Below are 17,742 nucleotides of genomic sequence, written 5' to 3' on the forward strand. Positions count from 1 at the left end.
CGAGACCGGGACGTCGCCGCTCGACGGCGACGCGCAGGAGGCGTCGACGCGCGTACCGGAGGTGCAGCCCGCGGCGGCGGTCGCGGGCGGCCGACCCCTCGCTCAGCGTGAGTAGTACTCGACGACGAGCTGCTCGTCACAGACCACCGGAACCTCCGGCCGCAGCGGGACCCGGGTCAGGCGAGCGGTCAGGCCGGTCAGGCTGACCTCCAGGTACGGCGCTGGCCGCTCCGGGGCGTGCGCCCCGGCGGCCGCGACGACGAACGGGGCCTTGCCCCGGCTGCGCTCCGCCACGGCGATGACGTCGCCGGGCTGCAGCCGCGCGGACGGCCGGTCCAGCCGGCGGCCGTTGACTGTGACGTGTTGGTGGGTGACGACCTGACGGGCCTGGTAGATGGTGCGGGCGAAGCCAGCCCGCAGCACCAGCGCGTCCAGCCGGCACTCAAGGTCGACGATCAGCTGCTCCCCGGTCTTGCCCGGCCGCCGGACAGCCCGGTCGAACGCGCGCCGCAGCTGGCCCTCGTGCAGGTCGTACTGCGCCTTGAGTCGCTGCTTCTCCAGCAACCGGACCTTGTAGTCGCTGGTGGTCCGGCGAGCCCTGCCGTGCTGCCCGGGTGGGAACGGGCGGCGTTCGAAGTAGCGCACACATTTCGGGGTCAGTGCGATGCCGAGAGCACGGGACCGCTTGACCTTGGGGCGGGTCTGATTCATTCTTCACCTCTCAAGTAAGGTAAGCCTAACCTTATTAGGAGGTGATCGGGTTGAGCAACCCCTCGACCAGCACGACGGACTCCACCGACGACCCGGCGGTCCGTCTTCGATCGATGCTCGTCGCCGCTCATTCCCTCACCCTGCACATCCCCGGCCACGAGGCGCACGTCGCCGGACGGCACACGGTGACAGGTGATGGACGGGTGCGAGTCGAGCTACCGGCCGACTGCCAACTCGCGCAGCGCCTCGCGCACCAGCGGGAGACCGTGGCGATGATCCAGGTGACCGACCTGGCACCCACCCCGGTACGCAACCGGGTCCGGGGACGCGGCACGCTCACCGGCTGGCTGGCTCCGACCGGAGGCGACACCTCCGGGTACGACGGGAGTGACGACCTGGTGGCGGTCCTTGATCTCGCCACCGCCGAGGTGAGCACCGCCGACGGCACCACCTCGATCGACCCGGCCGCGTTCGCCACCGCCCGGCCCGACCCGCTGGCCGCCACCGAAGCCGACCTGTTGTGCCATCTCGACCACCACCACGCGTACACCGTCGACCGGCTGTGCCGACTGGTTCCCACCCACCACATGCGGGGTGTTCGCCAGGTCCGGCCGCTGCGCCTCGATCGCCACGGTGTCGTGCTCCGCCTGGAGCTGCCCGCCGGCGATCGGGACGTCCGGCTGAGGTTCCGCTCGGCACTGCGCCATCCCGACGAACTCGGCGGCCAGATCGACGCACTGCTCAGCGAGTCTCGGCACTGCCGACGCGCCCGTTGATGACCAGCGCCGACTGATCATCAGGGTCACCGTCGGGCAGTTGCGGACCCGGCGATCTCGCACCGGCCCGGGCGGGCCGGTGCGCCGTCATCGGCCACCCCGGTTCGAAGGTGACCACGTCGGTGGGGGCGCAGCGGCAGCGCACCTCCCAGGGCGTTCCGCGTCGTCCGATCGACGTCGCTAGGAAGCCGTCGGAGCGGCCCAGGCCGGGTCGCGCCCGGTGAGCCCGACGACCCGGTCGAGCAGCGCCGCCTCGGCCGGCACCGTGATCAACGGCCCGAACAGGCCCGGACTGCCCTCGCTGCTCGCCTGCTGCGACACCAGACCGTGGAGGCACTCGACGATCTGCGGGGCCACGTCGTACGCCTGGCCGGTCGCCCGGGCGAGATCCCAACCGTGCACGACGAGCTCGTTAAGCGCGAACAGGCCCATGACCTCGGCCGGCAGCACGACCCCGCCGGCCGCCGCATCACCCGTCCAGGCGCTCGGCACGCGCCAGGCGGCAGCCAGTTGGTCGAGCTGCGCGGGCAGAACCGTGCGCCACTCAGGATCCAGGTTGGCCATCGTGGACTCGCCGGGGCCGTCTGGAGCACCGTCGGGCGCCTTCTCCGCGGCCATGCGGAAGGCGACCGTGAGACCGACGAGATGGTCGAGCAGGTCACCCACGACCCATCCCGCACACGGGGTGGGAGCGGTGAGCTGCTGATCGGTCACCCCCAGCACCAGCGACGTCAACGCGCGGGACGCCGGCTCGAAGTCCGGGGTGGCTCTGCTGGTGTCGCGCATCTCGCTACTCCTTCGGGACGGATCGTCCGCACGGTAGTCGGCGGGTCCGACAAGACGCCCCAGGCTGTGCCGGGGCGCTGGGCGCGGACCGCCCGGTGGCGAGCGCCCCTCATGCTGAAGAGGTGATTCGCTTCGTGCTGAACGTTCTCTGGCTCATCTTCGGCGGTGGCATCGTGCTGGCGGTCGGCTACGGCATCGCCGCGCTGATCTGCTTCGTCCTGGTCATCACCATTCCCTTCGCTGTCGCGTCGCTGCGTCTCGCCGTCTACTCGTTGTGGCCGTTCGGCCGCACGCTGGTGCCCAAGCCGGGCGCGGGCGTCGCCTCGGGGCTCGCGAACGTGCTGTGGGTGGTGCTGGCGGGCTGGTGGCTCGCCCTGTCCCACATCGTCGCCGGCATCGCCCTCTGCGTCACGATCATCGGGATACCGTTCGGCATCGCCAACTTCAAGCTCGTGCCGGCCGCGTTCTGGCCCCTCGGCCGCGAGGTCGTCGACGCGCCGTGAGAGAGCTCGGCCACGCCGACGCGGACGCCGATCCGCGCCGGACGCCAAACCGTCGACAGTGGACGCGCGGGTACGATGCCGCTCGTACCGCAACGGTGCCCACAGTCTGACGACCTTCCGATTGGAGCCTGGCATGGCCGGCCCGGATGCCGAACTCGCAGCGAAGCTTGAGCCCGACGTGCCGCACGCGGCACGGATCTGGAACTACTGGATGGGTGGCAAGGACAACTTCCAGGCCGACCGGGCGGCCGGCGACGCCGTGGCCGAGGTCTATCCGGAGATCGTCGTCATGGCACAGCAGTCCCGCCGGTTCCTGGTGCGGGCCGTTCGCCACCTGGCCGCCGAGGCGGGCATCCGGCAGTTCCTGGACATCGGCACCGGCCTGCCTACCATGCAGAACACCCACGCGGTCGCCCAGGGCATCGCGCCCGAGTCGCGGATCGTCTACGTCGACAACGATCCGATGGTCCTCGTGCACGCCCGGGCACTGCTGGCCAACACGACCTCGGAGGGCGTCACCACCTACGTGCCCGCCGACTACCACGATCCGGAGAAGATCCTCGCCGAGGCGGCGCGGACGTTGGACTTCGACCAGCCCGTGGCCGTGATGTACATGGGCGTCATGGGTTACGAGCCCGACCTCGACGTGGTGCGCTCGATCGTCCAGCGGACGATGGACGCCATCACGTCCGGCAGCCACCTGGTGTTCTGGGACGGCACCAACACCAGCCCGGCGGTCGTGTCCGGCGCCCAGCGGCTGGCGGAGAACGGCGGCGTCCCGTACATCCTGCGCAGCCCCGAGGAGCTCGCCAGCTGCTTCTCCGGGCTGGCGATGGTGGAGCCCGGCCTGGTGCCGATCCCGCTGTGGCGCCCGGACGAGCCCGACGCCCAGGGCATCGACGCGTACGGCGCGGTGGCCCGTAAGCCCTGAATCGTCGACTGATCGGTGACCCGGAGCGCGGCCGGCTGGTTCAGCCGGCAGCGCTCCGGCGTCGCGCCGGCGGATGCGCGGCGGCAGCCGATCTTGTCGGAGGGCGTGGTTAGCGTGTGGTCACTGTCGCCGCGCCGGCCACCTCGGGCCGGTCGCTGACCCCCTCGGAGGCCCCCATGCCGCAGGAGACGACCTACCTCGAACTGTCCGAAGTGGACGGTGCGCACAAGTTCTACGAGGTCGTCGTCGACGACGCCACGCTGACCGTGCGCTACGGCCGAATCGGCGACCAGGGGCAGGTCAAGGCGAGCGCCTACCCGGACAACGCCCGGGCCCGGGCGGCCGCGGCGAAGAAGATCGGCGAGAAGGTCCGCAAGGGCTATTCTCCGGCCGTCCCCGGCGTCCGACCGAAGCGCAGCATCTCGCGGCGACAGATCGTCAGCACCCGCTCCACGGCCCGCACCGCCCCGGTGCTGTGGCGCTACGACTCCGGCGCCCCCGCCTTCGGCATCTTCGTCGACGACCAGCACTGCATGGTGGGCAACGAGCAGGGCGTGATCACCACCCTCGGGCACGACGCCCAGGTGCGCGGTCAGGTCCGGCTCCCCGACGGGGTGAAGTGCATCGTCGCCGACGACGCCTGGATCTACGCGGGCTGCGACGACGGCAACGTCTACGACCTCTCCGGCAAGATCCCCCGGGTGGCGTACGCGATCGCCCCCGAGATCGACATCTACTGGCTGGACATCCACGACGGCGTCCTGGGCGTCTCGGACGCCGACGGCGGGATCGCCGCCATCGACCACGAGGACGAGTTCCTCTGGCGCCGGCCCGGGCGGGGCCGCTCGGCCTGGATGGTGCGCTGCGACCCCGACGCGCTCTACCACGGCCACTCGAAGGGGGTGACCGGCTACGACTGGCGTACCGGCCGCGAGCTCTGGCACACCACGACCGGTTCGGTGCTCTTCGGGTGGCAGGAACGCGGCAGCGTGTTCGCCGGGACGGGCACCCGCGAGGTGGTGCGGCTGGCCAAGGACGGCCGGGTCGAGCGCAGCTACCGGTGCGACGCCCCGGTCTTCTCCTGCGCCACCGCCGAGGGTGGCCGGTTCGTGTTCGCCGGCGACAGCCAGTCCTCGATCTACTGCTTCGACGCGGCGGGCACCCGGCTGTGGAAGCTCGGCACCGGCTGCGGCTCGGCGTACTCGATGCAGTATCACGGCGATCGGCTCTACGTCGTCACCACCGGCGGCCACCTGGCCTGCATCGACGCCAGCGAGTCGGCGATCCGGGCGGCACAGACCGGGGACGTGCCGGACGTGCTGGACGTCAAGGCGCCCCGTCAGGCACCGCGGACCGTGGAGCCGACGGTCGTCGAGGTGACCAGCGACGCCGGCGCGGGCGTGGTGGTGCAGTGCCTGACCGACCGGGGGCGGATGCGAGTCCAGGTGCTGTCCGACGGCTACCGGCGCGACTGGTCGGTGCAGTTCCCCAAGGGCATCCGCGAGCCCGGTGCCCGCTACCTGGTGACCGAGGTCCGCGAGTCGGGCCGAGGTGGGTTCTACCGGGCGTACGGCGACATCCGCCGGCTGCGCTGAGCCCCGTTCACCACCGTCCGTCGCTGCTCAGGCGGCCCGCTGGTACTCCTCCCAGGACACCTTGGGGGTGACCGCCGGGCCGTCGTCGGCGCCGCGGTTGGCCAGTCCGTTGAGACCCAGGTAGTAGTCTCCGGCCTGGTGCTGCGCGGCAGCCGACTGGTCGGTGTCCGCCAGCGCGATCGCGTGGATGTGGTACGGCCAGTCACCCTGCGACGGCGTGCGCAGCCACGCCGCGAAGCCCACTCGGCGCAGCTGGCGCACCACAGTGGTGCGGTAGGTGGTGGACAGGCCGCTCACCGAGAGGTCCAGGGCTCCCCCGCCGTCGTGGGTGCCGGCGGAGCTCGAGTTGCCGGAGCTGTACGAGCCCTGCGTGATCGTCAACTGCCGGCCGAGCAACCGCTCCGCCTCCAGCAGCATGGCCCTGGTGCGCGTGTTCACGGTGGCCCCACGGAAGGCCACCGTGCTGCCCGGCGAGAGCGGCATGGTCACGGTGTACCGCTGGTCACCGAGCAGGCGCAGCGAGGTCAGCCCGGGCAGGCCGGTGGCGTCGAGCCCGGAATACCCCAGGGACCGCTGGTAGGCGGCGTACGCCGCGACGGTGCTGGTGCCGAAGTGGCCGTCGACGTAGGTGGCGGCCAGCAGGCCCCGGGCCTGCAACGCTCGCTCCACCGCCAGCACGCTGTCCTTGCTGCCCGCGGTGATCGCGCTGTCGGCGCGACGCGGGTCGATCTGCGCGGCCTTGATGAGCGCCTCCATGTTGACCTGGGGCAGGGCGGCGGCCGGCGCGGCCTGGGCAGCCTGCCCCGCGGCAACCAGCGACGCCGTCGCAGCGGCGGCGGTGACCAGTAGATGTCTCCGAGTGGGCACTGATCCTCCAGGACGGTGATCGGGAACAACCAAGGCGACGAAAAGTTTCTATGCGTCGATGGATAGTGACAGAAATCTTCTCGGACCGGAAGCCACGACCGCCCCCGAGATGGACCCGCTCACCGGCGGCACGCATCTACCCGGCCCTGAGGGCAACAACTAGCCTGCCCAGATGCGACACACCCTCACACCGGGCGACGAGACCCTGCACGGCCACTTCTCCCCCGACTTCCCGCCGGTGCTGACCATCGACCCCGGTGACACCGTCACCTACCGCACCCTGGACTGCTGGTGGTCGGCCGGCCCGTACCCCGGCGGGCACAACCGGGACCGGCCGCGCGTCCCGCAGCACCAGCCCGACCACGGACACGCGCTGATCGGTCCAGTCGCGGTCCGCGGCGCCCGCGTCGGCCAGACCCTTGAGGTGCGGATCGACGCGATCGTCCCGGCGACCTGGGGAACCACCGTGGCGGGTGGCTGGCCGACTGGCTTCAACGAGCGGTACGGCGTCGAGCAGGAAGGGGTGGTGCACGACTGGGCACTGGACCCGGTGGCGATGACCGGCCGCAACCAGCACGGCCACACGGTCGCGCTGCGCCCCTTCATGGGGGTGCTCGGCATGCCGCCGGCCGACCCGGGAAAGCATTCGACGGTCCCGCCCCGACCCTGCGGCGGCAACCTCGACTGCAAGGACCTGACCGCCGGCACCACCCTGCTGCTGCCGATCCCGGTCGACGGGGCGCTGTTCTCCGTCGGGGACGGGCACGCCGCGCAGGGCGACGGCGAGGTCGGCGGTACGGCGATCGAGTGCCCGATGGACGAGGTGACGCTGACCGTGGACGTCCGCGACGACTTCCCCGTCACCGGCCCGGTGGCCCGAACCGCGGACGCCTGGCTGACCCTCGGCGTTGGAGCGACCCTCGACGACGCCACCTTCATGGCGCTGGACTCGATGCTGACCCTGATGCAACGGCTGCACGGCGTCAGCCGTCCGGACGCGGTGGCGTTGGCCAGCGTCGCGGTCGACGTACGGGTGACGCAGATCGTCAACCAGACCGTCGGCGCGCACGCCGTGCTCCGAGACGACGCGCTGCGCTGATGCTCAGCGCGGAAGGGACTCCTGGCCGGCCAGCACGACCAGTTGATCGGCACGGGCCGACAGCGGCGTCTTCGCGCCGTCGAGCCAGACGAGGTAGCCCACCGGCGGGCCCGACGATCCCCACCCAGCGCCGATGATCGTGGCCGTTCGCCCCTCGTGGTGCTTGTCGAGCAGGCGCACCCGGGTTCCCGGCGCATGCCCGTCCTCGGCGACGATGAGCAGGGCGTCGAGGATCTGCCGGACACCGGTCACCGGCAGCCCCTCGACGTACAACTCCCCCACGTACCCCTCGCGCGGGGACATCATCGTGCGCAGGAGCGCGGCATGGCGGAGCGCTTCCTGGCGGATCTTCCAGTCCGTGCTGCGCTCCGCGGCAGCCAGCGCCTTCTCGATCGCCGACCAGAGCGCCACCGGCTTCCGGTCCAGCAGCCGGCGGGCCTCGTGGTCCAGTTCGGCGCAGGCGGTGTCGAGCGCCGTGTCCTCGCCCATCTCCGCGACCCACACGAGGTCACCCACGTCGGGCAGCAGCCCCGGCGACTCGGTGGCGACCACGATGTACACCATCGCGAGCAGGTCCTGGCGCCCTTCACCGGAATAGAGCGGGCCGACCCCGGTGCCTGTGGACCCCCGGGTGGGCGGAAACCGCTCGACGAGGTGCTGGGCTCGGCCGTCCGGCAGGGTCGCGGCCCGCCGGGTGTCCGTCACCCGCTCCGCGAACGACCGCCGCTCCCGGCGTTCGACGAGCAGCTGGCGGTGTGGGTCGGACCCGATCGGATAGATCGTCCGGCCGTAGCTGGAGAGGGTTTCGCCGGGCTGGAGACCGACCGCTTCGAGTTGCTGGGCAGCCACCGAGTAGGCGACTCCGGTCCGCGCCGCCTGCTCCCGGATCGCGCGCTTGCGGGCACGCCCGGGGCGTGGGGTACGGCGGGAATTCTGATCAGACATGGCGTCTCCGGTGCAGTCCCACGCCCTCCACCGAACAGGCGGCGTGACCGGCACGCCGAAGGTGGACACAACCCCGCGCGGAGTCGGAGGCTCTTGGCCCCAGCGTGTGGTCAGACGTGGGCTACCACAGCGGGCGCTGGCAGGCGCTCTGCCGCGCCAACTATAACGCCGCCCGCCGCCACTTCAGGCCCCGCTGACGCACTCGACGCGGGCCACCGCCGCCGGCCGCTGGCGTGTCAGCAATCCGTCGTTGTCTCCGGGTGGGGCTCTCCGTAGCGTCGCGACTACAACTCGATGCCACGCGGAAGGACCCCTCGTGACCGACCTCGTCGCTCCGCAGCTCGTCGTGAACAGCAGGATGATCTACTTCGGCTGGGTCCCGGCCGACCCGGAAGCGGTGGCCGCCCTCGTGCCCCCGGGGCTCAAACCGGCCCCGAACCGACAGGTCTTCATGAACCAGTACGTCGTCGACGACGCCGCGCAGACGTCCGGCTTCGGCGCGTACTCGCTGACGTATCTCGGGCCCGACCTGTCCGGGGTCGACGCGCCCGACGGGGTGACGCCCGGTCGCTGGTGGACCCACTACTTCAACTCCAGTCCGGTCGTCCGCGCGTATGCCGCCGCCCGCGGCGTGCCGGCCACGGTGGGGACGACCACCATCGAGGTACGCGGGCGCCGGCTCGTCGCCACGACCGAGGCGGACGGCGTACCCGTGATCCGGACGACGGCCCGCGTCGGCCGCACCGGTGACGCCGTGAACCAGGGACAACTGCGCTACTTCACCCAGGTGGACGGCAGGCTGGTCGGTGGGAACTACCCCTTCGTGGCGGCGCCGGTCGACCCCTTCGAGGTGGAGTCCCTGGAGTTCCTCGAACCCGACCACCCGGTGTACGCGCTGCGTCCGGCCGAGCCGCTGGGGTTCGTCTGGGGCTTCTACTCGCCGCGCTCGTCGTTCGCCTACCCGGGTGGCGAGTTCGTCCTCGACTGACCGGAAGCTCAGCCGGCCTCGGTCAGATCGGTCGTTGCCGCGAGTTCGGTGACCACGTCCAGGAGCCGGCGCAGGGCGGGTGCGGTGTTACCCGACAGCCACACCATCTCGGTCCGGGCGAACGCGCCGGTCAGCGGCACGAACACGACGCCGGTGCGGCGGAGGCTGCGTGCCGAGCGGGCGAGGCGGGTGACGCCGATTCCGGCGGCGACCAGGCCGAGGAGGCTCTGCACGCTGGCTTCCTCCTGGACGACGTTCGGAACGAAGCCCGCCTCGCGAAACTGGTCGTCGTAGGCGCGGTGCCAGGGTTCCCAGGAGCTGCGCGGCGTCATCACCCACCGCTCCTCCGCCAGGTCGGCGAGCTTCAGTTCGGCACGCTCGGCGAGCGGGTGGCCCTCGGGCAGGACGGCGCACACCGGTTCGGTCGCCAGGGTCCTGGATCGCAGGGCGGGGACGAGCGGGGTCCTCGTGAAGGCGACGTCGTAGCGCCCGGCGAGAACGCCCTCGACCAGGGGCGCGATGCCGGTGGACTCCGTCGTCAGGCGAAGGTCGGGTAGGTGCTCGCGTACGACCCGGACCACCGGGGGCAGGAGGTGGTTGGCGACGGTGGCGAGGAAGGCCAGGTTGAGCGTGCCGACCTCGCCCCTGCGGGCCCGGCCCACCACGGCGACGGCCTCGTCGGCGCGGTCCGTCACGGCGCGTGCCTCCGGGACGAACAGGGCGCCGATGTCGGTCAGCGTGGCGCCGCGGCTGTCGCGGTCGAACAGCCGCACCCCGAGGGAGCGTTCCAGGGCGGTGATCTGCTGGGACAGCGACTGCTGGGCGATCATCAGGCGGGCGGCGGCCCGCGTGAAGCTCAACTCCTCCGCGAGGACCAGGAAATACCGCAGTTGCCGCAGCTCAGGGGTGGTCACAGGAACAGACTGTAGCCATGCCAGGAAGCGTGTGTTGGGCGCTTCGAAGGCTGCCGCGCACGATGGGATCCGGACCACGGCGAGCGGCGAAGTCGGACAGAACCTCAGTCCCGACGCGGCTGTCACCGCCGAACGAAGCGACAACGAATCCGAGGAAGCCGATCATGAACGCACAGCGGTTCACCACGCCCTTCGACGCCCGATCCACCGCCGCAGACGTCGTCGCCGGTCTCGACCTCACCGGGCAGCGCGCCATCGTCACCGGCGCCTCGTCCGGCATCGGTGTCGAGACCGCCCGGGCCCTCGCAGCCGCGGGCGCCGCGGTGACCCTGGCGGTACGCGACCTGGTGGCCGGCGAACGGGCGGCGGAGGACATCCGCGCCACCACGGGGAGCCAGCTGATCGGTGTCGCTCCGCTGGACCTCTCCGACCAGGGGTCGGTCGCCGCCTTCGTCAGCGCCTGGGAAGGCCCCCTGCACATTCTGGTCAACAACGCCGGGGTGTCGGCGACCCCCGAGATGCGCACGGCGGAGGGCTGGGAGCTGCAGTTCGCGACCAACCACCTCGGCCACTTCGCGCTCACCAACGGGCTGCACCCGGCCCTCGCGGCAGCCGGCCGGGCCCGCGTGGTGTCGCTCAGCTCGATCGCACACGTGCAGGCGCCGATGGTCCTCGACGACGTCAGCTTCCGCGAACGCCCCTACGACCGTCTCCTGGCCTACGGCGAGTCGAAGACGGCGACCGCGCTGTTCGCGGTCGAGGCGAACAGGCGCTGGGCCGGCGACGGCATCACCGTCAACGCGGCCAACCCGGGCGCGGTCACCACCAACCTGGGGCGCCACCTCACCGAGGAGGACCTGGCGCAGCTCCCGGCGTACGACTTCAAGTCCCCGCAGCAGGGTGCGGCGACCTCCGTGCTGCTCGCCGCCTGGCCGCAGCTGGACGGCCTCGGCGGTCGGTACTTCGAGGACTGCAACGAGGCGCCGCGCTACAACCCCGAGGCACCGCTTCAGGGCGTCGCCGACCACGCGCTCGACCCCGCGGCGGCCGAGCGACTGTGGCAGGTGTCGCTCGACATGCTCGCCGCCGCACAGCGCGGCTGACCGGACGGCGTCTCCGCCTGTGGTCGTGGCCCTCACCCCGCCGCAGCGGGCCACGCAGTCGTGCCGGGCAGCGGCCCCTGCCCGGCACGACGCACACCACGGTCGTCAGCCACACCACCCCGACCTGTTGTTGCCGGCGTTGGAATCCGTGGGCGGGTAGTAGATGTTGCCGATGACCCAGATGCACTTTCCACTGGCGTACGCGGTCACCGGACCGGCGTAGTACCGGTAGGTGCCGTGGTCCCGGTCGTTCGCCTCCAGCAACCGACAGTTGCTGACGCCGGACGAACAGACCCACAGCTCGACCGACATGACCTTGCTGACGCCCCAGGTGTTCGCACTCGACACGGTCCGCGCGCAGTTGTATCCGCCGCTGTAGTAGATCTCGACGTACCCGTACCTCGTGGAGCCGTTGATGGCCACGTCTCCGTACAGGTCGAACCCACCGATCTTGGAACCCGAGCAGGTTCCGGTGGCGGCCTGCGCCGGCGGGCCGGCGAGAAACGCACTCCCGGACACGCCGAGGACAAGCGCGGCGAGTATCGCCATGATCCGCGATCGCAAGGTCGTCAAAGGTGCCTCCGTACTCTCGTGCCCCGCCGGGAGGCGGTTCAGGACCGGCACAGTGAACGTCTGTCCGCAACCGCCGGCCAAGTGATTCGAACGGGTTCGAATCCCCGGTGGTGGGCGGCCGCTCCGGCAACCGCGCACAGGTTGTCCGATGCCGGTCGGCCGAAAGCTGGTTGCGTCTGGTCGACCAGCCGGAGTTCGCGCCACCGACGCGCCGAGGCGTCCGCCCGGAAGAAACAGGTATCAGAATGCGCAAGTGGCTGCCGCTGCTGACGGTCTGCCTGGGTACGTTCATGCTCCTGATCGATGTCACGATCGTGATCGTCGCCCTGCCCGACATGGTCGACGATCTGGACGCGTCCTTCCGGGCGTTGCAGTGGGTGATCGACGCGTACGCCCTGGCGCTGGGCGCGCTGGTGCTCGGCGCCGGCTCGATCGCCGACCGGGTGGGGCACCGCCGGGCGTACGTCATCGGGCTCCTGCTCTTCGCGGTGTCGTCGCTGGCCTGCGGTCTCGCGCCGACCTCGGGCGTGCTGATCGTCGCGCGCGCCGTGCAGGGCGTCGGCGCGGCGGCCATGTTCGCGACCACGTTCGCCCTGCTCAACAGCGCCTACGCGGGCCGTGACCGGGGCAGCGCGTACGGCATCTGGGGCGCGGTGGCGGGCGCCTCGGCCGCGGTGGGTCCGATCCTCGGCGGGCTGCTCACCGAGGGCGCCTCGTGGCGCTGGATCTTCCTGGTGAACCTGCCGGTCAGCGTCGTCGCCATCCTGCTGTGTGGCAGGACGCTCCCCGTCGCCCACGCGGCGGTCCGCGGCAGGATCGACCTCGCGGGCATGGCGAGCTTCACCGCCGCCGCGGCCTGCGCGACGTACGCCCTCATCCGGGCCAACGAGGACGGCTGGTCCGCAGCCGTGGTCTGGTGGCTGCTGGTGGTGGCCGCGCTCCTGCTGGCCGGGTTCGTCGCGATCGAGGCGCGCACCCGACACGCCATGTTCGACCTCGCGCTCCTGCGTAACCGCTCGTTCGTCGCGGTGCTGCTCGCCGGTCTGCTGCTGACGTTCGCGGCCTTCACCACGCTCACCTACACCTCGATCTGGCTGCAGTCCGTGCTGGGGCTGAGCCCGCTCGCGGCGGGGCTGACCGGCCTGCCGATGTCCGTCACCGCGTTCGCCGTCTCGGCGGCGCTGGGCCGGGCGCTGCACGGCCGTCGACCGGACCTGGTGATCGGCGCCGGTCTGCTGTTCGTCGGCCTCGGCAGCCTGCTCACCGCGGCGCTCGTGCACGGTACGGCCAGTTGGCCCGCGCTGCTGCCGGGGCTCGCCCTGATCGGCGTCGGCGTCGGCCTCGCGACGCCCATCCTCGGCTCGGTCTCCATGTCCCTGGTGCCCGCCGAGCGCGGCGGCATGGCCGCCGGGGCCGTCAACACCACCCGCCAGTTGGGCTTCGCGTTCGGCATCGCCGCGCTGGGCAGCGTCTTCACCGCCCAGGCGCAGTCCGTCCTGGCCGGACGTGGCATTCCGGACCCGGCACGGGTCGCGCACGCCATCGCCGGCGGGCAGACACCCGGCCTGCTGCGTGCCGCGCCGGCGGCGGGGCGGCAACTGCTGGACAGCGCGGCGCACGCCGCCGGGGTCGCCGGCGTGCAGGCGACCTTCGCCGTGGCCGGCGTCGTCGGCATCCTCGCCAGCCTGCTCGTGGCCGTCCTCATGCGACCCGGCGGGCCACACACCGTCACCTCGGTGGAACGTCCGGCAGTCCCCCGGGGCCGCGACGGCGATGGCGTTCCCGCCCGGCGGGACGCCCCCGCTCGCTCCGCGGGCGACAGCCGGACGACCTGAGCAGCCCGCGTGCCGGGAGTTGCCAGCCAGCGGGCAGGCATGGTCGCGGCGGTAGCGGGAATCGGAGAGCCGCCAGCCGCACCGACGAAGGAGGCGCCATGACGGACCCCGGGTCGGATCGTGCCCGCCTGCCGGATTCGCCGCTGCGGACGGCGGACGTCGCGCCACCGAACGGCGGCTTCGCCGTCGTGGAGATGTTCACCTCCCAGGGCTGCTCGAGCTGCCCTCCCGCGGAGGAGGTGCTGACCGAGATCGAGCGCGACGCCCGGATGCGCGGGCAACCGGTCTTCGCGCTCGGATTCCACGTCGACTACTGGGACGACCTGGGCTGGCCCGACCGGTTCGCCGACGCGGCGTACACGGCGCGGCAGGAGGCGTACGCGCGAACCTTCGGCACCGGGCGCCTCTACACCCCCCAGATGGTCGTCAACGGCACCGTCGAGTTCGTCGGCTCCGACCGTCGACGAGCAGCGACCTCGATCGCGTCGGCGCTGACCTCGGCCGCCACCATCCCGCTCACACTGTCGGTCCAGGAGTACTCCGGTGGCACGGGCACCGGGCAGCGGGTGGCGCTAAGCTACGAGACCGGCCGGCCTCCGCACCGTGCGGTGCTGAACGTGGCAATCGTCGAGCGCGGCCTGGAGAGTGCGGTCGCCCGGGGTGAGAATGCCGGGCGGACGCTGCGGCAGGACAACGTGGTGCGGGCTTTCACGTCCGTCGGTGTGGACGCCGAGCGCGGGCGGGTGGAGTTGGAGGCGCCGCCAGATCTTGACCCTCGACAGGCCGCGGTGGTCGGTTACGTGCAGAACGACGGTGACAAGGCGATCGTCGCCGCCGCCGCGGTCGACCTGACCGCTGTCGCGGGATGAGGGTGGGCGTCCCGTCGTATAGCGCTCTGGCAGAGGCCGTCTCGCGAAGCTAACGTCCAGGAGCATGTCGGGGCGGTGGACGCGAGCACTCGGAATCCTGGCGATCGGGCTGATCCTGGTCGTGTGCTACGGCTGCGCCACCCGCAGTCTGCCGGTGTGGCAGATCGTTGCCCTGGGCATCATCGCTGCGACCGGCGTCGTGGTGTGGACGGCGCTGACGGTGACGAAGGCGGTCCGGGAACGCGGTCCCGCCCAGGCGACCGCCACGGCGTACCTGGACGCGCTCGTGGCGGCTGAGTTCGCGGTCGCGTACGAGTTGCTCACCGAGCAGCGTCGGCAGGCCAGCGACCTGCCGACATTCTCCGACCTGCACTCCGGTGGCCAGCGGCTCACCGGCTATTCGGTGGAGGGGACGACGATCGTCGGCCCTGGGCAACCTCGTGCCGAGGTACTGGCGCAGGCCCGCTTCGTCGACGGCGAGGTCGCGCCGCTGCAACTGCTGCTGATCCGGCAGGCCGACGGCCAGTGGCGGGTCGCCGAGGGGCGCACCGGCGCGCGGTGGTAGGTGGTGAGCGCGGTCGGCTGAGGTGTCAGCCGGCGGCATTAGCGGGTGGGTGCGGGGCCGAGGGCGTTCTAATCGCGACATGAGCACGCAACCAGCCGGACACATTGACGGGAGTCACGATCCTCGATTACCGTGCCGATTGGGAGAGCGCTCTCTCACCGCACCTTCTTCTCAATCCAGACAACGTGTCGGAGCCGGCGAGGCCGGCAACCTGGCACGCGATGGAGGCACCGTGAAACCTCCCGTCCCCCACCGCCGATGGATCCTGGCCGCCGCCACCGCTCTCACCCTGGTCGCCGGCGGCCTCACGATCACCCTCACCCGCCCCGCGGTGGCCGCCCCCGTCGGCGCCGGCAGCTACACCACCACCCCGGTCGGCCCGCTCCCCACCGGCTGCGGCCAGATGTCGAGCAACCCCCGGCAGTTCGCCACCGCCAACGCGCCAGCCGGTGCCGTGCCCACCAACGACTGGTGGTCCTCGCTGCTCTGGAAGCGGACCGACTGCGCCTTCAGCGAGCCGCTGCACGCCCACCCGATCTCGTACGACACCTTCACCGACGGCCTCGGCTTCTCCGCCAACTCGACGCCCGCCATCAGCGGCACCGCGACCGGGGTCGGCGAGTACCACTACCCGTACGTCCAGGACATCCGCGTCGGCGTCGCCGGGCTCGGCGCGCCCCAGGTCAAGGTCGACGGCTGGACCGACTGGACGGTCAGCCCGCACTGGAGCGACGGCACCCGGACCATGCGTGCCACGATCGGCCACGGCCTGCCCTTCGCGTACTTCCAGACGACCGGTGGGAACGCGGTGATCAGCACGACGGGCGCCCTCGACGTCTGGTCCAACAGCGGCGCCACCATCGGCTTCCGGGTCAACGGCCACGACTACGTCGGGTACGCCCCCAGCGGCGCCAACTGGACCGTCAGCGGCGGCCGGATCTCCTCCACCCTGGCCGGTCGGGGCTACTTCTCCGTCGCCCTTCTGCCGCCGACGTCGACCACGGCCGAGCGCGCCGACCTGTCCACCACCTACGGGCGGTACGCGCACGCCCACGTCACCGGCACCCAGGTCTCGTACGCCTACAACCCGGCGACCAGCGGGCTGACCACCACGTACGCGTTCACCACGACCGCCCGGGAGGGAACCGCCACGCAGACCGTGGTCAGCCTCTATCCGCACCAGTGGAGATCGCTGACCGGCTCGACTCCGATCACTCCGACCTACCCGTCGGCTCGGGGCCGGATGAAGGTGCTCACCGGCGTCAACCAGTTCCGCACCGCCATGAAGTTCCAGGGCGTCCTGCCGGAACTGCCGGCCGTCGGCGACGGCAGCGGCGCCGACCTGGCGACGCTCACCGGTCACCTCGCCGCCGCCCGAGCGAACCCGATGGACCAGCGCGGCGGCGACACGTACTGGACGGGCAAGGGTCTCGGCCGGGCCGCCCGGCTCGCCGAGGTGGCCGACCTGGTCAACGACACCGCGACGCGCGACAGCGCGCTGAACGCCATCCGCGGCACGCTCACCGACTGGTTCACCGCGTCGAGCGGCAAGACCTCGAAGGTCTTCTACTACGACGCCAACTGGGGCACGCTGATCGGCTACCCGGCGTCGTACGGGTCCGACCAGGAGCTCAACGACCACCACTTCCACTACGGCTACTACATCGCCGCCGCCGCGACGCTGGCCAAGTTCGACCCGGCGTGGGCCGCCAAGAGCCGCTACGGCGGCATGGTGGACCTGCTGATCCGGGACGCCAACAACTACCGCCGCGACGACACCCGCTTTCCCTACCTGCGCGACTTCGACATCTACGCCGGCCACGACTGGGCGTCCGGGCACGGCTCGTTCGGCTCCGGCAACAACCAGGAGTCGTCGTCGGAGGGGATGAACTTCGCCAACGCCCTGATCCAGTGGGGTCAGGCGACGGGCGACACCGCCGTCCGCGACGCCGGCGTCTTCCTCTACACGACCCAGGCCGCGGCGATCCAGGAGTACTGGTTCGACGTCAGCGACCAGAACTTCCCCGCCGCCTTCGGGCACTCGACGGTCGGCATGGTCTGGGGTGACGGCGGCGCGTACGCCACCTGGTTCAGCGGCGAGCCGGAGATGATCCAGGGCATCAACCTGCTGCCGGTCACCGGCGGACACCTCTACCTCGGCAACAACCCGGCGTACGTACGGACCAACTACGCCGAACTGGTGCGCAACAACGGTGGGCCTCCGACGGTGTGGCAGGACATCCTCTGGCAGTTCCAGGCGCTCGGCGACGGCGACGCCGCCCTGGCGAACCTCCGCGCGAACCCCGGCTACACCCCGGAGGAGGGAGAGAGCCGGGCGCACACCTTCCACTGGATCCGTAACCTCGCGGCGCTGGGCACCGTCGACACGACGGTGACCGCCAACCACCCGCTGACGGCGGTGTTCTCCCGCAACGGGGCGCGCACCTACGTGGCGTCGAACCCGACCGGGACGCCGATCACGGTGACGTTCTCCAACGGCACGACGCTCACCGTGGCGGCCGGACGCACGGCCACCACCGGGGCGTACACCTGGAGCGGCGGCAACGCGGCCGGCGGCGTACCCCCGGGGACCCGCCGCCGACGGACCCGCCGCCGACGACCCCGCCGCCGACGACCCCGCCGCCGACGACCCCGCCGCCGACGACCCCGCCTCCGTCCGGC

At 71.5% G+C, this 17,742-nt stretch carries 17 protein-coding genes; 11 read left to right on the top strand and 6 right to left on the bottom strand.

Annotated elements, in window-relative coordinates; all coding sequences use genetic code 11:
• Positions 1–102 precede the first annotated feature (102 nt).
• Entirely contained in the window at positions 103–711 is a 609-nt protein-coding gene (rpsD, locus tag EAD98_RS10230) for a 30S ribosomal protein S4 (RefSeq protein ID WP_121653818.1), read from the bottom strand.
• Positions 712–824: 113 nt separating this feature from the next.
• Between rpsD and EAD98_RS10235 the strand changes: the two genes are divergently transcribed.
• Entirely contained in the window at positions 825–1,487 is a 663-nt protein-coding gene (locus tag EAD98_RS10235; protein ID WP_121653833.1) for a DUF2470 domain-containing protein, read from the top strand.
• Positions 1,488–1,667: 180 nt separating this feature from the next.
• On the opposite strand, the gene EAD98_RS10240 is transcribed toward EAD98_RS10235, so the two are convergent.
• Complete coding sequence (locus EAD98_RS10240) at positions 1,668–2,273, bottom strand: TIGR03086 family metal-binding protein (protein ID WP_121653819.1); 606 nt, start codon at positions 2,271–2,273, stop codon at positions 1,668–1,670.
• Positions 2,274–2,395: 122 nt separating this feature from the next.
• Between EAD98_RS10240 and EAD98_RS10245 the strand changes: the two genes are divergently transcribed.
• The 3 genes from EAD98_RS10245 to EAD98_RS10255 all read left to right on the top strand — a co-directional run bounded on the left by EAD98_RS10245 (position 2,396) and on the right by EAD98_RS10255 (position 5,302).
• Entirely contained in the window at positions 2,396–2,776 is a 381-nt protein-coding gene (locus EAD98_RS10245) for a YccF domain-containing protein (protein WP_121653820.1), read from the top strand.
• Between the two features lie 133 nt (positions 2,777–2,909).
• Positions 2,910–3,707 carry an SAM-dependent methyltransferase gene (locus tag EAD98_RS10250; protein WP_121653821.1) on the top strand — a complete coding sequence of 266 codons (798 nt, stop codon included), beginning with the start codon at positions 2,910–2,912 and terminating at the stop codon, positions 3,705–3,707.
• Between the two features lie 176 nt (positions 3,708–3,883).
• Complete coding sequence (locus EAD98_RS10255; RefSeq protein ID WP_121653834.1) at positions 3,884–5,302, top strand: WGR domain-containing protein; 1,419 nt, start codon at positions 3,884–3,886, stop codon at positions 5,300–5,302.
• Between the two features lie 27 nt (positions 5,303–5,329).
• On the opposite strand, the gene EAD98_RS10260 is transcribed toward EAD98_RS10255, so the two are convergent.
• Positions 5,330–6,169, bottom strand: coding sequence for a peptidoglycan-binding domain-containing protein (locus EAD98_RS10260; RefSeq protein ID WP_121653822.1), 840 nt, complete (start codon positions 6,167–6,169; stop codon positions 5,330–5,332).
• Between the two features lie 172 nt (positions 6,170–6,341).
• On the opposite strand from EAD98_RS10260, the gene EAD98_RS10265 reads away from it, so the two are divergent.
• Positions 6,342–7,268, top strand: a complete 927-nt coding sequence (locus tag EAD98_RS10265) for an acetamidase/formamidase family protein (protein ID WP_121653823.1) — start codon at positions 6,342–6,344, stop codon at positions 7,266–7,268.
• A 3-nt stretch (positions 7,269–7,271) separates the two neighbouring features.
• Here EAD98_RS10265 and EAD98_RS10270 read toward each other — a convergent pair whose 3' ends face one another.
• Complete coding sequence (locus tag EAD98_RS10270) at positions 7,272–8,213, bottom strand: hypothetical protein (protein ID WP_147457363.1); 942 nt, start codon at positions 8,211–8,213, stop codon at positions 7,272–7,274.
• Positions 8,214–8,529: 316 nt separating this feature from the next.
• On the opposite strand from EAD98_RS10270, the gene EAD98_RS10275 reads away from it, so the two are divergent.
• Entirely contained in the window at positions 8,530–9,201 is a 672-nt protein-coding gene (locus EAD98_RS10275) for an acetoacetate decarboxylase family protein (RefSeq protein ID WP_233583784.1), read from the top strand.
• Between the two features lie 8 nt (positions 9,202–9,209).
• Here EAD98_RS10275 and EAD98_RS10280 read toward each other — a convergent pair whose 3' ends face one another.
• Positions 9,210–10,115 carry a LysR family transcriptional regulator gene (locus tag EAD98_RS10280; RefSeq protein ID WP_233583785.1) on the bottom strand — a complete coding sequence of 302 codons (906 nt, stop codon included), beginning with the start codon at positions 10,113–10,115 and terminating at the stop codon, positions 9,210–9,212.
• 164 nt (positions 10,116–10,279) lie between these two features.
• Here EAD98_RS10280 and EAD98_RS10285 point away from each other — a divergent pair, with 164 nt between their 5' ends.
• A complete protein-coding gene (locus tag EAD98_RS10285) occupies positions 10,280–11,218 on the top strand; it encodes an SDR family NAD(P)-dependent oxidoreductase (RefSeq protein ID WP_121653825.1) in 939 nt (312 codons plus the stop codon).
• A gap of 105 nt (positions 11,219–11,323) precedes the next feature.
• Here the strand turns inward: EAD98_RS10285 and EAD98_RS10290 are convergent, their stop codons facing one another.
• The gene (locus EAD98_RS10290; RefSeq protein ID WP_121653826.1) at positions 11,324–11,767 is read right to left on the bottom strand and encodes a hypothetical protein; all 444 of its coding nucleotides are present in this window, start codon (positions 11,765–11,767) and stop codon (positions 11,324–11,326) included.
• 269 nt (positions 11,768–12,036) lie between these two features.
• Here EAD98_RS10290 and EAD98_RS10295 point away from each other — a divergent pair, with 269 nt between their 5' ends.
• The 4 genes from EAD98_RS10295 to EAD98_RS10310 all read left to right on the top strand — a co-directional run.
• On the top strand, positions 12,037–13,626 hold the full coding sequence (locus EAD98_RS10295) for an MFS transporter (protein WP_121653827.1): 1,590 nt from the start codon (positions 12,037–12,039) through the stop codon (positions 13,624–13,626).
• A gap of 98 nt (positions 13,627–13,724) precedes the next feature.
• Positions 13,725–14,495: a thioredoxin family protein gene (locus tag EAD98_RS10300; protein WP_121653828.1), complete on the top strand. Its 771-nt coding sequence runs from the start codon at positions 13,725–13,727 to the stop codon at positions 14,493–14,495.
• Between the two features lie 64 nt (positions 14,496–14,559).
• The gene (locus EAD98_RS10305; protein WP_121653829.1) at positions 14,560–15,060 is read left to right on the top strand and encodes a hypothetical protein; all 501 of its coding nucleotides are present in this window, start codon (positions 14,560–14,562) and stop codon (positions 15,058–15,060) included.
• A gap of 232 nt (positions 15,061–15,292) precedes the next feature.
• Positions 15,293–17,742, top strand: a 2,450-nt coding sequence (locus tag EAD98_RS10310) for a glycosyl hydrolase (RefSeq protein ID WP_233583786.1), incomplete at its 3' end; no start/stop codon positions are given.

This window comes from Micromonospora sp. CV4 (genome assembly GCF_003667455.1).
Lineage (GTDB): Bacteria > Actinomycetota > Actinomycetes > Mycobacteriales > Micromonosporaceae > Micromonospora.